Origin of the sequence: Streptomyces bungoensis (assembly GCF_001514215.1) — a bacterium.
In the GTDB taxonomy this organism is placed as follows: Bacteria; Actinomycetota; Actinomycetes; order Streptomycetales; family Streptomycetaceae; genus Streptomyces; species Streptomyces bungoensis.
On the sequence record NZ_KQ948856.1, the window covers coordinates 33934 to 47131 of the forward strand.

At 71.2% G+C, this 13198-nt stretch carries 12 protein-coding genes; 1 reads left to right on the plus strand and 11 read right to left on the minus strand.

Annotated features, from left to right (window positions below):
* Positions 1-94: 94 nt before the first annotated feature.
* Positions 95-1324, plus strand: a complete 1230-nt coding sequence (locus AQJ66_RS14635; protein ID WP_061920974.1) for a DUF349 domain-containing protein — start codon at positions 95-97, stop codon at positions 1322-1324.
* Positions 1325-1392: 68 nt separating this feature from the next.
* On the opposite strand, the gene AQJ66_RS14640 is transcribed toward AQJ66_RS14635, so the two are convergent.
* From AQJ66_RS14640 to pdxS, 11 genes are all read right to left on the minus strand, one after another.
* Positions 1393-3912 (minus strand): RelA/SpoT family protein, encoded by a 2520-nt coding sequence (locus tag AQJ66_RS14640; RefSeq protein ID WP_061920977.1) that lies wholly within the window; start codon positions 3910-3912, stop codon positions 1393-1395.
* Positions 3913-4137: 225 nt separating this feature from the next.
* Positions 4138-4677, minus strand: a complete 540-nt coding sequence (locus AQJ66_RS14645) for an adenine phosphoribosyltransferase (protein ID WP_061920978.1) — start codon at positions 4675-4677, stop codon at positions 4138-4140.
* A complete protein-coding gene (gene secF / locus AQJ66_RS14650) occupies positions 4674-5777 on the minus strand; it encodes a protein translocase subunit SecF (protein ID WP_061920980.1) in 1104 nt (367 codons plus the stop codon). Before secF ends, AQJ66_RS14645 begins: the two co-directional genes overlap by 4 nt.
* Positions 5778-5780: 3 nt before the next feature.
* On the minus strand, positions 5781-7586 hold the full coding sequence (gene secD / locus AQJ66_RS14655) for a protein translocase subunit SecD (protein ID WP_208611363.1): 1806 nt from the start codon (positions 7584-7586) through the stop codon (positions 5781-5783).
* Positions 7587-7729: 143 nt separating this feature from the next.
* Complete coding sequence (gene yajC, locus AQJ66_RS14660; RefSeq protein ID WP_061920985.1) at positions 7730-8263, minus strand: preprotein translocase subunit YajC; 534 nt, start codon at positions 8261-8263, stop codon at positions 7730-7732.
* 176 nt (positions 8264-8439) lie between these two features.
* Positions 8440-9510, minus strand: coding sequence for a Holliday junction branch migration DNA helicase RuvB (gene ruvB, locus AQJ66_RS14665; RefSeq protein ID WP_061920987.1), 1071 nt, complete (start codon positions 9508-9510; stop codon positions 8440-8442).
* A 26-nt stretch (positions 9511-9536) separates the two neighbouring features.
* Positions 9537-10142, minus strand: a complete 606-nt coding sequence (ruvA, locus tag AQJ66_RS14670) for a Holliday junction branch migration protein RuvA (protein ID WP_061920988.1) — start codon at positions 10140-10142, stop codon at positions 9537-9539.
* Positions 10139-10687 (minus strand): crossover junction endodeoxyribonuclease RuvC, encoded by a 549-nt coding sequence (ruvC, locus tag AQJ66_RS14675; protein ID WP_061920990.1) that lies wholly within the window; start codon positions 10685-10687, stop codon positions 10139-10141. Before ruvC ends, ruvA begins: the two co-directional genes overlap by 4 nt.
* Positions 10688-10808: 121 nt before the next feature.
* On the minus strand, positions 10809-11561 hold the full coding sequence (locus tag AQJ66_RS14680; protein WP_061920992.1) for a YebC/PmpR family DNA-binding transcriptional regulator: 753 nt from the start codon (positions 11559-11561) through the stop codon (positions 10809-10811).
* A 49-nt stretch (positions 11562-11610) separates the two neighbouring features.
* Positions 11611-12216, minus strand: coding sequence for a pyridoxal 5'-phosphate synthase glutaminase subunit PdxT (pdxT, locus tag AQJ66_RS14685; RefSeq protein WP_061920995.1), 606 nt, complete (start codon positions 12214-12216; stop codon positions 11611-11613).
* Between the two features lie 13 nt (positions 12217-12229).
* Complete coding sequence (pdxS, locus tag AQJ66_RS14690; RefSeq protein WP_061920997.1) at positions 12230-13135, minus strand: pyridoxal 5'-phosphate synthase lyase subunit PdxS; 906 nt, start codon at positions 13133-13135, stop codon at positions 12230-12232.
* Between the last annotated feature and the right edge of the window lie 63 nt (positions 13136-13198).

Sequence of the window (13198 nt, forward strand, 5' to 3'; positions counted from 1 at the left end):
CAACCCGCCGGTCGCCTATGTTGGCCGTGACGAAACTGTGGACGATGCCTGGGGGGCTCAGGGCCCTGCGCAGGCATCATGTGGAGGAGGCGCTGTGAGCAGCGACCCGTGGGGCCGCGTCGACGAGACGGGGACCGTGTACGTGCGTACGGCCGACGGCGAGCAGGTCGTCGGCTCCTGGGCGGCCGGCTCCCCCGAGGAGGCGCTGGCCTACTTCGAGCGCAAGTACGAGGGCCTGGTTGTCGAGATCGGCCTCCTCGAGAAGCGCGTGCGGACCACCGATCTGTCGGCGAAGGACGCCCAGGCCGCGATCGACCACCTGCGCGAGCAGGTGGACGCGCACCACGCGGTCGGCGACCTGGACGCGCTGCGGACCCGCCTCGACAAGCTCGTGGAGACGGTCGAGGCCCGGCGCGAGGAGCGCAAGGCGCAGCGGGCCAAGCAGTCCGACGAGGCCCGCAAGGCCAAGGAGACGCTGGTCGCCGAGGCGGAGGAGCTGGCCCGGTCCGACCAGTGGCGGGCCGCCGGTGAGCGGCTGCGGGCACTGGTGGACACCTGGAAGGGGCTGCCGCGGCTGGACCGCAAGTCCGACGACGAGCTGTGGCACCGCTTCTCGCACGCCCGGTCGGCGTTCTCCAAGCGCCGCAAGGCGCACTTCGCGCAGCTGGACGCGCAGCGCGAGGAGGCGCGCCGGACCAAGGAGCGGCTGGTCGGCGAGGCGGAGGCGCTGTCCGGTTCGACGGACTGGGGTCCGACGGCGGCCCGGTACCGCGAGCTGATGACGGAGTGGAAGGCCGCGGGCCGCGCCCAGCGCGAGCACGAGGACGACCTGTGGAACCGCTTCCGCGGCGCCCAGGACGTCTTCTTCGCCGCCCGCAGCTCGGTCTTCGCCGAGCGGGACGCGGAGCAGGCCGAGAACCTGAAGCTGAAGGAGGAGCTGGCCGAGGAGGCCGAGAAGCTCCTGCCGATCACGGAGCTGAAGGGTGCGCGGGCGGCCTTCCGCTCGATCAACGAGCGCTGGGAGGCCATCGGCCACGTCCCGCGGGACGCGCGCCCGAAGGTCGAGGGCCGGATGCACGCGGTGGAGCGGGCGATCCAGGAGGCCGAGGAGGCCGAGTGGCGCCGGACCAACCCGGAGGCACGCGCGCGTGCCGAGGGGCTGACCGGTCAGCTGCAGGCCGCCGTGGACAAGCTGAGGGCGCAGATCGAGCAGGCGCGCGCCCAGGGCAACAACGCCAGGGCCGACAAGCTGGAGAAGGAGCTGGAGGGCCGCCAGGCGCTTCTGGACCAGGCTCTGAAGGGCCTGCAGGAGTTCGGCGGCTGATTCCCCGCAGGCGCAGGTGAAAGGGCCCCGTACCGGCGTACGGGGCCCTTCCCTTTCGCTGCCTGTCGCTACGCGCGGGTGCGGGCCGACGTCACGCGGTAGACGTCGTAGACGCCCTCCACGCCCCGTACGGCCTTCAGGACGTGGCCCAGGTGCTTCGGGTCGCCCATCTCGAAGGTGAAGCGGGAGGTGGCCACACGGTCGCGGGAGGTCTGGACGGCCGCGGACAGGATGTTGACGTGCTGGTCGGACAGGACGCGGGTGACGTCCGAGAGCAGGCGGGAGCGGTCCAGCGCCTCGACCTGGATGGCGACGAGGAAGACCGAGGACTGGGTGGGCGCCCACTCGACGTCGAGGATGCGCTCCGGCTCCCGGGACAGCGACTCCACGTTGACGCAGTCGCTGCGGTGGACCGATACGCCGCTACCCCGGGTGACGAAGCCGATGATCGGGTCGCCGGGGACCGGCGTGCAGCAGCGGGCCAGCTTGACCCACACGTCGTCGACGCCCTTGACGACCACGCCGGGGTCGGCGCTGGAGCGGCGCTTGCGGCCGCGGCCGCGGGACGGCGGGACCGACTCGTCGATCTCCTCGGTGGCGGCCTCCTCGCCGCCGAGGGCCTGGACGAGCTTCTGCACGATGTTCTGCGCGGAGACGTGGCCCTCGCCGATCGCCGCGTACAGCGCGGAGATGTCCGAGTAGCGCATCTCGTGCGCGAGCGTGACGAGCGAGTCGCCGGTGAGGATGCGCTGGATCGGCAGGTTCTGCTTGCGCATGGCGCGGACGATGGCGTCCTTGCCGTGCTCGATCGCCTCGTCGCGGCGCTCCTTGGAGAACCAGGCCCGGATCTTGTTGCGGGCGCGCGGGGACTTGACGAAGCCGAGCCAGTCGCGCGAGGGGCCGGCGCCGGGTGCCTTGGAGGTGAAGACCTCGACCAGGTCGCCGTTGTCCAGGGTGGACTCGAGCGGTACGAGCCTGCCGTTGACCCGCGCCCCTATGGTGCGGTGGCCGACCTCGGTGTGGACGGCGTACGCGAAGTCCACGGGGGTGGCACCGGCCGGCAGCGCGATGACGTCGCCCTTGGGCGTGAAGACGAAGACCTCGTTGCGGGACAGGTCGAAGCGCAGGGACTCCAGGAACTCGCCGGGGTCCTCGGTCTCCTTCTGCCAGTCGAGCAGCTGGCGCAGCCACGCCATGTCGTTGAGGTGGTCGTCCTTCTTGCCCGCCTTGGGCACGTCGGTGCGGACCTTGGAGGCGCCGGCGACGGCCTCCTGCTTGTACTTCCAGTGCGCGGCGATGCCGTACTCGGCTCGGCGGTGCATGTCGAAGGTGCGGATCTGCAGTTCGACCGGCTTGCCGTTGGGTCCGATGACCGTCGTGTGCAGCGACTGGTACATGTTGAACTTGGGCATCGCGATGTAGTCCTTGAACCGGCCGGGGACCGGGTTCCATCGCGCGTGCACGGTGCCGAGGGCGGCGTAGCAGTCGCGGACGGTGTCGACGAGGACGCGGATGCCCACCAGGTCGTAGATCTCCGCGAAGTCGCGGCCGCGGACGATCATCTTCTGGTAGACGCTGTAGTAGTGCTTGGGGCGGCCGGTGACGGTCGCCTTGATGCGGGCGGCGCGCAGGTCGGCCTGGACCTCGTCGGTCACTATGGCGAGGTACTCGTCCCGCTTCGGCGCGCGTTCGGCCACCAGGCGGACGATCTCGTCGTACATCTTGGGGTAGAGGATCGCGAACGCGAGGTCCTCCAGCTCCCACTTGATGGTGTTCATGCCCAGGCGGTGGGCGAGCGGCGCGTAGATCTCCAGGGTCTCGCGGGCCTTCTTCTCCTGCTTCTCCCGCTTGAGGTACCGCATGGTGCGCATGTTGTGCAGGCGGTCGGCGAGCTTGATGACCAGGACCCGGGGGTCCTTGGCCATGGCGACGACCATCTTGCGCACGGTCTCGGCCTGGGCGGCCTCGCCGAACTTGACCTTGTCCAGCTTGGTCACGCCGTCGACGAGCAGCGCGACGACGTCACCGAAGTCGCGGCGCAGGTCGTCCAGGCCGTACTCGGTGTCCTCGACGGTGTCGTGCAGCAGCCCCGCCATGAGGGTGGCCGGGTCCATGCCCAGTTCGGCGAGGATGGTGGTGACGGCGAGCGGGTGGGTGATGTACGGGTCGCCGCTCTTGCGCTTCTGGCCGCGGTGCCAGCGCTCGGCGACCTGGTAGGCGCGCTCGATCTGGCGCAGCGTGGAGTTCTCGATCTTGGGGTCGTTGCTGCGCACTATCCGCAGCAGCGGCTCCAGCACGGGGTTGTACGGGTTCGCGCGCTGCACCCCGAGCCGGGCGAGGCGGGCGCGGACGCGGTTGGAGGAGGCGCTGCGGGCGGGCTGGCCGGCGGCGGGGCGCACGGGCGGGGCCGGCTTGGGTCGCGCGGTCTCGGCACCCTTCTCGACGGGCGCGGACTGGGCGTGCTCCACCGCACCGCGGGTGTCGTTCTTCGCGTTGCTCGCGGTGGACGCGTCCGGCGCGGACTTGGCCGCCGGGGCCGAGGCGGGCTCGGGCTTGGCGGCGGTCAGGTGCTGGGCCTCGTCTGGCAAGAGGACTCCTCGTGCGCGATCCGGGTCCCCGGTCAGGCTCCGGAGCCCCCATGGTAGCGATCCGGCGCCCGGTCATCGCCTTCAGGCGGATGTGAGGACCGTGTACCCCTGCAACACCGGGAGCAGGCGTGGGATTCCGGCGGCCCGCGGCACAGGGCCGGGAACGAGCGGGACGGCCGCCCCGGCAGATGCCGTGGCGGCCGTCCCGGCCGTGACGAGAGGGGCTCAGACCTGGAGGAGCGCCTCCAGCGGTGCCCCGCCGAGGGCCGGTTCCAGACGGGCGCGCCCGTCGAGGAAGCCGAGCTCCATGAGGACGGCGAGGGCGGAGACCTCGGCGCCGGCCCGCTGGATGAGGTGGATCGCCGCTTCCGCGGTGCCGCCGGTGGCGAGCACGTCGTCCACGATCAGGACCCGGTCACCGGAGTCCAGGTCCTCCGCGTGGACCTCGATCTCCGCCGAGCCGTACTCCAGCTCGTAGGCCTGGCGCAGCGTCGCTCCGGGGAGCTTGCCCGCCTTGCGGACCGGGACGAAGCCGAGGCCCGCGCGGACGGCGACCGGGGCGCCCAGGATGAAGCCCCGGGCCTCCAGGCCGACGACCTTGGTCGCGCCGGTGTTCGCCGCGATCTCGGCCAGCGCGTCGGTCAGCGCCGTGAACGCCCCCGGGTCCGCGAGCAGGGGGGTGATGTCCTTGAACATCACGCCCTGCTCCGGGTAGTCGGGCACGTCCCGGATGCGGCTGAGCAGCAGCTCCCGGATGTCGGTCATCGGCGCTTCCCCGAGGGTCGGCCGCGGCCCCGGGTGCGGGACGCGGGCTGGTTGCGCGGGCCCACCACCGCGGGGGCGGCGTCACCGGGCTCGTCACCGGCGGGGGCCTCCACGAGGTCCTCCCCGGCGGCAGCCTGGGCGCGCTTGGCCAGGACCCGCTTGCGCAGGGCCCGCATCGCCGGCTCGCGCTCCTTGAGGTCGGCCACCAGCGGGGTGGCGATGAAGATCGAGGAGTACGCACCGGCCGCGAGGCCGACGAACAGGGACAGCGAGATGTCGTTCAGCGTGCCCGCGCCGAGGAAGCCGCCGCCGATGAACAGCAGGCCCGCCACCGGCAGCAGCGCGACCACCGTGGTGTTGATGGACCGCACCAGCGTGCCGTTGATCGACTGGTTGGCGATGTCGCTGTAGGTGAAGCGGGTCTGCTTGGTGATGTCCTTCGTCTGCTCCTTGAGGCTGTCGAAGACGACGACCGTGTCGTAGAGCGAGTAACCGAGGATCGTCAGCAGGCCGATGACCGTACCGGGCGTGACCTCGAAGCCGACGAGGGCGTAGATGCCGGTGGTGATGGTGATGTCGTGGATCAGCGCGACGAGGGCCGCGAGGGCCATGCGCCACTCGAAGGCGATCGCCAGGTAGATCACCACGAGCACCATGAAGATCCCGAGGCCCTGCCAGGCCTTGCTGGCGATCTGCTCACCCCAGCTGGGGCCGACCAGGTCGGCGGCCAGCTTCTCGGAGTTGAGGTTCAGGTCCTTGGCGAGGGTCTGCTTGATCTGGTCGGACTTGTCGGTGTCGATGCCGGCGATCTGGATGCGCAGGCTGCCGTTGCCGAGCTTCTGCACGATCGCCTCGTGGCCCGAGGCCTCCTTGGCGTACTCCTCCGCCTGCGCCACCGAGGTGCTCATGCCCGTCGGGGTGGTGAAGACCGCGCCGCCCTGGAACTCGATGCCCATGTTCAGGCCGCGCACCGCCAGGCCGAGGATGGCCGTGATGGTGATCAGGATGGAGACGCCGTACCAGATCTTGCGCTTGCCGACGAAGTCGTAGCTGATCTCGCCGCGGTGCAGTCGAGCGCCGAGGTTGCCGAGTTTCGACATCGCTCACGCCTCCTTCGGGTCGACAGGGCCGGCGACGGGACCGGCGGGACGGCGGGTGCGCCGCAGCGGCGGCTTGGCACCCAGGCTCCTCGGGTCGAGACCGGACCACTTGTGGCCGTCCGCGAAGAACCGGCGGCGGGCGAGGAGCGTCATGAGCGGCTTGGTGAAGAGGAACACGACGACCACGTCGAGCACGGTGGTCAGGCCGAGCGTGAACGCGAAGCCCTGGACCTTGCCGACGGTGACGATGAACAGCACGGCGGCGGCGAGGAACGACACGAAGTCGGAGACCAGGATGGTGCGCCGGGCGCGCGGCCAGGCGCGCTCGACGGCGGGCCGCAGGGAGCGGCCCTCCCGGATCTCGTCCCGGATGCGTTCGAAGTACACGATGAACGAGTCCGCGGTGATACCGATGGCGACGATGGCACCGCAGACGGCCGGCAGGTTCAGCGCGAAGCCGATGGCCGGGCCCAGCAGCGACATGAGCACGTAGGTGAGGACCGCGGACACCAGCAGCGAGGCCATCGCCACGACCGACAGGCCGCGGTAGTAGACCACCAGGTAGATCACGACGAGCGCGAGACCGATGGCGCCGGCGAGCAGGCCGGCGTGCAGCTGCTCACCGCCGAGCGCGGCGGTCACGGTGGTGACGGTCTCCTCCTTGAAGGAGAGCGGCAGGGCGCCGTACGACAGCATGTTCGCGAGGCTCTGTGCCTCCTGCTGGGTGAAGCTGCCGGAGATCTCGGCCTGGCCGCCGGTGATGGCCTGCTGCACGAACGGGCTGGAGACGACCTGGCCGTCCAGGACGATGCCGAACTCGTTCTGCGGCGACTGCTTCTTGGCCAGCTCGCCGGTGATGTCCGCGAACTTCTTGGCGCCGCTGGAGGTGAAGTTCATCTGGACCTGCCAGCCGGAGGCGCCCTGGGTGTCGAAGACCGCCGCGGCCTTCTTGACCTCGGTGCCGTCCACGGCGGCCGGGCCGAGCAGGTACTTGTACCAGACCTTGTTGTTCTCGCCGCAGGCCACGATGGGGTCACCGGGCTTGGCGCCCGAGCCGGCCTTGGCCCGCTCGGCGGGCTTGGAGCAGTCCAGCGCCGCGTACTGCGCCTGCAGCTTGGCGACCTCGGCGTTGGCGCCGGACGACGCGGACGGGGAGGCCGACGGGCTCGCGGAGGACTTCGCGCTCGGGGAGGACGAGGCGCCCGCGGAGGCCGAGGGCGACGGCGTGGTGTCGGCCTTCAGCGCGCCGGTGACGGCGCGGCCCTGCGACGTGGCGCTCGCCGTCGGGGACGCGGAGGACGAGGAGGGCGAGGAGGCCTTCTGCTTGGCGGAGGCGCTGCTCGACGGGCTCGGGGAGGCGCTGCCGCCGGTGGAGGCGCTCGGCGAGGGGCTCGGCTTGGCGCCGGTGCTGGGCTCGCTGGTGAGGACCGGGCGGAAGTACAGCTTGGCGGTGGTGCCGACCTGCTGCTGGGCCTCCTTGGAGTTGGTGCCCTTGGGGATGTTGACGATGATGTGGTCGTTCCCCTGGGTCTGCACCTCCGCCTCGGAGACGCCCAGGCCGTTGACACGGCGGTTCATGATGTCGACCGCGGTGTCCATGTTGGCCTTGTTGATCGCCGACCCCTGGTCGGCCTTCGCCTTGAGCGTGATGCTCGTACCACCGGCAAGGTCGATGCCGAGACGCGGAGTGGTGTTTCCGGAGGCGAACATTCCCCCGGCGAGCGCCACGATGGCGATCAGGATGAGGGCCAGCGAGCGTCCTGGCTTGCTCTGGGCGCTCGCGCTCCGGCCCCTCTTAGGTGCTGCCACCTTCTCGTACTCCCTCTCGGGCCGCCCCGCGCCCGGTCGGCGCGGTCGGCCATGACATGGTGTCGGGCTGCTGCCGTGCGGAAACAGACGCGCCCGGGGCGCGCGGGGTGCGGCCGGGCCGCGCCTCGCACCCCGGGACGTGACTACTTCGCGCCGGTGTCGCCGTCGGTCTTCTTCGGCTCGTCCTCCGCCTTGGCCTCGGCGGCGGCGTCGGCCCGGGCCTCTGCGGCCTCGGCCGCGTCGGCCTTGGCCTCGGCGGCGTCCTTCTTACCGAGGTCGACGGCCTGCTCGTCGGAGGCGGCGGCAGCGGCGGCAGGCGCGTCGGCCGCGTCGGTCTCGGTGAGGGAGGAGGCGTCGTCCGGGACGAGGTCGGCGTCGGACTTCAGGTCGTGCTCGATGCCGTGGACGATCCGGTTGTACTCGTCGTCGCTGAGGACGGCGCCGATCGCGCTCTTGGCGAAGAGGAGCTCGACGCCCGGACCGGCGTCGAGGAGGACGGTCTCCTCGCTGACCTCCTTGACCGTCGCGTACATCCCCCCGATCGTGCGGACCCCGGAGCCGGGCTGCATCTCGTTCCGCATGTTGGCAGCCTGCTGCTGCTTCTTCTTGGCCGAACGCGTCATCAGGAACATGGCCGCGATGAGCACGATGAAGGGGAGAAGGGTAAAGGCATTCACGAGACGGAATTTCCTTCGCGCGACCGCGCGGTGAGCGGCCTGTTGGATGGGGGTGGGTCGGCGCCGCCCGCAAGGGCGGCATCGGCGGAGTCTAAGCGAGTCCACGCGCATGGAACAACGCTCAGCATGGCACCTGGGTTCCTGACCCGGCCAATGCCCGCGCCGTCACGAAAGGATCACGCTCCGAACAGATCCTGCTGTCCGCCACCCGCCGTGGCCGACCGGGGCGGGGTCAGACCGAGGTGCGCCCAGGCCGCGGGTGTCGCGACGCGGCCCCTCGGGGTGCGGGCGAGCAGGCCCTCGCGGACCAGGAACGGCTCGGCGACCTCCTCCACGGTCTCACGTTCCTCCCCCACCGCCACGGCGAGCGTGGACAGGCCGACCGGTCCCCCGCCGAACAGCTTCAGCAGCGCCTCCAGGACGCCCCGGTCCAGCCGGTCGAGGCCGCGCGCGTCGACCTCGTAGACGGCGAGGGCGGCCGCGGCGATCTCGCGGGTGATCACGCCGTCCGCCTTGACCTGCGCGTAGTCGCGCACCCGGCGCAGCAGGCGGTTGGCGATGCGGGGCGTGCCGCGGGAGCGGCCGGCGATCTCGGCGGCGCCGTCCGGCTCGATGTCCACGTCGAGGAGGTTGGCCGAGCGGTGCACGACGCGCTCCAGTTCGCGCGGCTCGTAGAACTCCATGTGCGCGGTGAAGCCGAAGCGGTCGCGCAGCGGGGGCGGCAGCAGGCCCGCGCGCGTGGTGGCGCCGACCAGGGTGAAGGGGGGCAGCTCCAGCGGGATGGCGGTGGCGCCGGGGCCCTTGCCGACGATGACGTCGACCCGGAAGTCCTCCATCGCCATGTACAGCATCTCCTCGGCGGGCCGGGACATGCGGTGGATCTCGTCGAGGAAGAGGACCTCGCCCTCCTGGAGGGAGGACAGGATCGCGGCGAGGTCGCCGGCGTGCTGGATGGCCGGTCCGGAGGTGATCCGGATGGGGGCGGCCATCTCGGCCGCGATGATCATCGACAGGGTCGTCTTGCCGAGGCCGGGCGCGCCGGAGAGCAGGACGTGGTCGGCGGTGGCCCCGCGCGCGCGTGCGGCGCGCAGGACGAGGTCGAGTTGTTCGCGGACCTTCTCCTGGCCGATGAACTCGCCGAGGTCCTTGGGGCGCAGGGCGGCCTCGACGGCCTGGTCCTCCCGGTCGGCGGCGGGGCCGACGAGCCGCTCCTCGGCGGCGGCGTCGGTCGTGTCGTCCCAGTTCATGAAATGTGCCTCGGCAGGGGTCGGGGTCAGCGGGCGCGGTTCAGGGTCTGCAGGGCGGCCTTGAGCAACTGGCCCACCTGCGGGGTGCCGCCGGCGGCCTCGGCCTGGGGGGCCACGGCGGCGACGGCCTCGTCGGCCTCGCGGGTGGCGTAGCCGAGACCGATCAGGGCCGCGTGCAGCTGGTCGCGCCAGCCCTGGCTGACGGGGGCGCCGACCGCGGGGGCCCCGAGGGGTTCGCCGAGCCGGTCCCTCAGCTCCAGCAGCAGCTTCTGCGCACCCTTCTTGCCGATGCCGGGGACGGCGACGAGGGCCTTCTCGTCACCGGTGGAGACGGCGCGGCGCAGCGCGTCGGGGGTGTGCACGGCGAGCATCGCCTGGGCCAGCCGCGGGCCGACGCCGCTCGCGGTCTGCAGCAGCTCGAAGACCTGGCGTTCGTCGTCGTCGGCGAAGCCGTAGAGGGTCAGCGAGTCCTCGCGGACCACGAGGGAGGTGTGCAGCTTGGCGGGCCGGCCGACGCGCAGCGCCGAGAGCGTGTTCGGCGTGCACTGGACGGCCATGCCGACGCCGCCGACCTCGACGACCGCGGTGTCGGGGGCGAGGGCGGCGACCTGGCCGCTGACGAAGGCGATCATGCCGTACGGCCTTTCGACGGTGTCCGTGCCCGGGCGGTGTGCTGGGCGACGGCCTGCTGGAGCCGGTTCTGGGCGGGGGCGCGCCAGATGTGGCAGATGGCGAGCGCGAGGGCGTCGGCGGCGTCGGCGGGCTTCGGCGGCGCCGCCAGCCGGAGCAGGCGCGTGACCATGGCGCCCACCTGGGCCTTGTCGGCGCGGCCGCTGCCGGTGACGGCGGCCTTGACCTCGCTGGGGGTGTGCAGGGCGACCGGGATGCCGCGCCGGGCGGCGCAGAGCATCGCGACGGCGCTGGCCTGGGCGGTGCCCATGACGGTGCGTACGTTGTGCTGGCTGAAGACGCGCTCCACGGCGACGAACTCGGGCCGGTGCTCGTCCAGCCAGGCCTCGATGCCCCGCTCTATGGCGACGAGGCGGTGCCCGAGCTCGGCGTCCGCCGGCGTGCGCACGACGCCGACGCCGACCATGGTCAGCGGCCGCCCCGCGACCCCCTCGACGACGCCGACACCGCACCGGGTCAGGCCGGGGTCGACCCCCAGAACACGCACAGCGCCCTCCCCTCCCTGCGATGATCCACGTCGCCGCCAGGCTAGCGGCTGCCTCTGACAACGGCGGCGGGCCGGTGGACGTGTCCCACCGGCCCGCCGAACCGCTCAGTGCGCGGCAGCGCTACGCGTCGACCTTCTCCATGATCTCGTCGCTGACGTCGAAGTTGGCGAAGACGTTCTGCACGTCGTCGCTGTCCTCGAGCGCGTCGATCAGCTTGAAGATCTTCTTGGCGCCCTCCTCGTCCAGTTCGACCTGGACGGACGGCACGAAGCTGGAGTCGGCGGAGTCGTAGTCGATCCCGGCGTCCTGGAGGGCGGTGCGGACCGCGACCAGGTCGGTGGCCTCGCTGATGACCTCGAAGGTCTCGCCGAGGTCGTTGACCTCCTCGGCGCCCGCGTCCAGGACGGCGGCGAGGACGTCGTCCTCGGTCAGCTCGCCCTTGGGGACGATGACGACGCCCTTGCGGCTGAACATGTACGACACCGAGCCGGGGTCGGCCATGGAGCCGCCGTTGCGGGTCATGGCGACGCGCACGTCGGAGGCGGCGCGGTTGCGGTTGTCGGTCAGGCACTCGATGAGCACCGCGACACCGTTCGGGCCGTAACCCTCGTACATGATCGTCTCGTAGTCCGCGCCACCGGCCTCGAGACCGCCGCCGCGCTTGATCGCGGAGTCGATGTTCTTGTTCGGGACCGACTGCTTCTTGGCCTTCTGGACGGCGTCGTAGAGGGTGGGGTTGCCCTCGAGGTCGACGCCGCCCATGCGGGCCGCGACCTCGATGTTCTTGATCAGCTTCGCGAAGAGCTTGCCGCGCTTGGCGTCGATCACGGCCTTCTTGTGCTTCGTCGTAGCCCATTTAGAGTGGCCGGACATCTGCCTGTCTCCTTCGCGTAACCCATCTCTGCAACGAACTCCAGAGATCCTACAAGGACTCCGGTGTCCGGTTGGCGCGCACCATGTCGACGAAAAGCGCGTGCACGCGGTGGTCGCCGGTCAGCTCCGGGTGGAACGACGTGGCGAGCGCGTTGCCCTGGCGGACCGCGACGATGTGGCCGTCGTGCTCGGCGAGCACCTCGGCACCGGCGCCCACGGACTCCACCCAGGGAGCGCGGATGAAGACGCCCTCCACAGGATCGCCCGGGATGCCCTTCACGTCGAGCGCGGCCTCGAAGGACTCGTTCTGGCGGCCGAAGGCGTTGCGGCGCACGATCATGTCGATGCCGCCGACGGTCTCCTGGCCCGAGCGCGGGTCGAGGATCTTGTCGGCGAGCATGATCATGCCCGCGCAGGTGCCGTAGACGGGCATGCCGTCACGCACGCGCGCGCGGAGGGGCTCCATCACGCCGAAGAGGACGGCCAGCTTGGAGATGGTGGTGGACTCGCCGCCGGGCAGGACGAGACCGTCGACCTCGGCGAGTTCCTCGGGGCGCCGCACCGGCCTGGCCACGGCGTCGGCCGCGGCCAGGGCGATGAGGTGCTCCCGTACGTCGCCCTGGAGGGCCAGGACGCCTATGACGGGGGTGTTCATGCGGTGCGTCGCCTTACCAGCCGCGGTTGGCGTAGCGCTCGGTCTCGGGGAGGGTGTCGCAGTTGATGCCGACCATGGCCTCGCCGAGGTTGCGGGACGCGTCCGCGATGATCTTCGGGTCGTCGTAGAAGGTGGTCGCCTTGACGATGGCGGCGGCGCGCTTGGCCGGGTCGCCCGACTTGAAGATGCCGGAGCCGACGAAGACGCCCTCGGCGCCGAGCTGGCGCATCAGGGCGGCGTCGGCCGGGGTGGCGACGCCGCCGGCGGAGAACAGGACCACCGGGAGCTTGCCGAGCTCGGCGACTTCCTTGACCAGCTCGTAGGGGGCGCGCAGCTCCTTGGCGGCGGCGTACAGCTCGTTGTTGTCGCAGCCGCGCAGCTTGGCGATCTCGCCCTTGATCTGGCGCAGGTGACGGACGGCCTCGACGACGTTGCCGGTGCCGGCCTCGCCCTTGGAGCGGATCATCGCGGCGCCCTCGGCGATGCGGCGCAGGGCCTCGCCGAGGTTGGTCGCACCGCAGACGAAGGGGGTGGTGAAGGCCCACTTGTCGGAGTGGTTGACCTCGTCGGCCGGGGTGAGGACCTCGGACTCGTCGATGTAGTCGACGCCGAGGGACTGCAGCACCTGGGCCTCGACGAAGTGGCCGATGCGGGACTTGGCCATGACCGGGATCGAGACGGCGTCGATGATGCCCTCGATCATGTCCGGGTCGGACATGCGGGCCACGCCGCCGTCCTTGCGGATGTCGGCCGGGACCCGCTCCAGGGCCATGACGGCGACGGCGCCCGCGTCCTCGGCGATCTTCGCCTGCTCCGGCGTGACGACATCCATGATCACGCCGCCCTTGAGCTGCTCGGCCATGCCGCGCTTCACGCGTGCGGTGCCGGTCTCGGGAGCCTGGTTGTCGATGGTGGACACGGGTGACCTCACTGATGGGGAAGAAGAGGGTTCGGTGCAGCACCGAGGAAACGCGAGTGGACC

Coding starts and splice junctions, on each gene's coding strand:
- AQJ66_RS14645 (WP_061920978.1), bottom strand. CDS start 4,677: ATGACCGACATCCGGGAGCTGCTGCTCAGCCGCATCCGGGACGTGCCC.
- secF (WP_061920980.1), bottom strand. CDS start 5,777: ATGTCGAAACTCGGCAACCTCGGCGCTCGACTGCACCGCGGCGAGATC.
- ruvB (WP_061920987.1), bottom strand. CDS start 9,510: ATGAACTGGGACGACACGACCGACGCCGCCGCCGAGGAGCGGCTCGTC.
- ruvA (WP_061920988.1), bottom strand. CDS start 10,142: ATGATCGCCTTCGTCAGCGGCCAGGTCGCCGCCCTCGCCCCCGACACC.
- AQJ66_RS14680 (WP_061920992.1), bottom strand. CDS start 11,561: ATGTCCGGCCACTCTAAATGGGCTACGACGAAGCACAAGAAGGCCGTG.
- pdxT (WP_061920995.1), bottom strand. CDS start 12,216: ATGAACACCCCCGTCATAGGCGTCCTGGCCCTCCAGGGCGACGTACGG.